The organism is Flavobacterium sp. LS1P28 (genome assembly GCF_003970335.1).
Taxonomy (GTDB): Bacteria; Bacteroidota; Bacteroidia; order Flavobacteriales; family Flavobacteriaceae; genus Flavobacterium.
Map to the genome: position 1 here is coordinate 1 of NZ_RYDI01000039.1, position 1,383 is coordinate 1,383.

Consider the following 1,383-nt stretch of genomic DNA (forward strand, 5'->3'; position numbering starts at 1 on the left):
ATTTCAAAACGAATATTTCCCTGAACAATCATTGGAAAAGTTGCAGTTTGCAATGTAGTAGAAGAAGTAGTAATGCTACTTCCTGTCTGAGTCCAGCTACTGCCGCTATTGTTGGAATACCAAAGTTCCCATGTGCTGGAAGCATCAGTTCCGTATGTAGCATGTTTAATATCTACACTTGAAGCACCGGTTGTAACATCAAACTGCATCGTAATTTTACCGGTGTCGATTATCCTTGCTGATTGAGTACCACTTTTCGCATCGCTTGCAGATGTTCCTATTAATGCATTGTCAAAATACCAGCTCCCTGTAGAAAGCGTTACAGCAGCAGGAGTATAAGAGGTTTTACTTCCTGATTCGTATGTTTCCGGAAAAACACCGCTAATAAGAGCACCATTATCATCAATAGTCATATCATCAATATTGATACGATTTGTACCACCCGATATTTTTCTGATTTCAAAACGAACATTTCCCTTTATCGCCATTGGAAATGTGGCAGTTTGCAATGTGGTTGAAGAGGTCGTAATTGTACTTCCTGTTTTAGTCCAACTACTTCCGTTGTTAATGGAATACCAAAGTTCCCATGAACTTGAAGCATCAGTTCCATACTTTGCATGTAAAACAGAAACACTTGAAGCACCGTTAATACTATTAAACTTCATTGTAACAGTTCCTATATTTCGAATACGAATTGACTTAGCACCGTTTTTTCTGTCGCCAGAAAGGGTACCTATTAACGCATCGTTCAAATTCCAGATACCTGTTGGTAAAGTTACGTCTGCCGCAACATAAGAAGTTTTGCTTCCTGATTCAAATGTTTCAGGAAAGCCGGTGTAAATTTTTGAAAGTTGGTTTGAATTTTTAGTTTCTGGAACGGAATAAACGAGTTCCTCGGTTGCACAAGAATTAGCTATAAGCCCAAAAAGGACAATGCTAAATAATAATTTAATTTTTTTCATAATTTTTTAAGTGGTTTTTATCGGGCCAAAAATATATCAACAGTAACGCAACAGGATTATCTAAACGTTAACTAATCCTTAACGTTTTTAAATTTAACCAAGCTTCTAATTGAACAGGTAAATAAAAAAACATTCCGATAGTTACTATTTTATGCTTGCATTGATTTGAGTAAAACAAATACCATATCAGTAATCTATTTCTTGAACACCTTTTTTAATAAAAATTCGTGCTTTTTTTCATTTACATATAAGTGCTTATAATAGTTTTATTAATTTGTCTATAATGTAAAATCAAATAGGACTTATAGTGTATTTAAATGCGTGACTAGTGTGGTCAGACTATTTGCAATAATTTCGCAACATAGCTTTTCTTATATCATTAATCAATTTGATGTTTTTGTAAAATTGTTCTTCATTAAAT

Annotated in this window: 1 pseudogene; it reads right to left on the reverse strand. The window is 34.0% G+C overall.

From position 1 onward, the window contains the following. Positions 1-962 (reverse strand): annotated as a pseudogene (locus EKL97_RS15495) (hypothetical protein); the annotation flags it as partial. Positions 963-1,383: the final 421 nt, after the last annotated feature.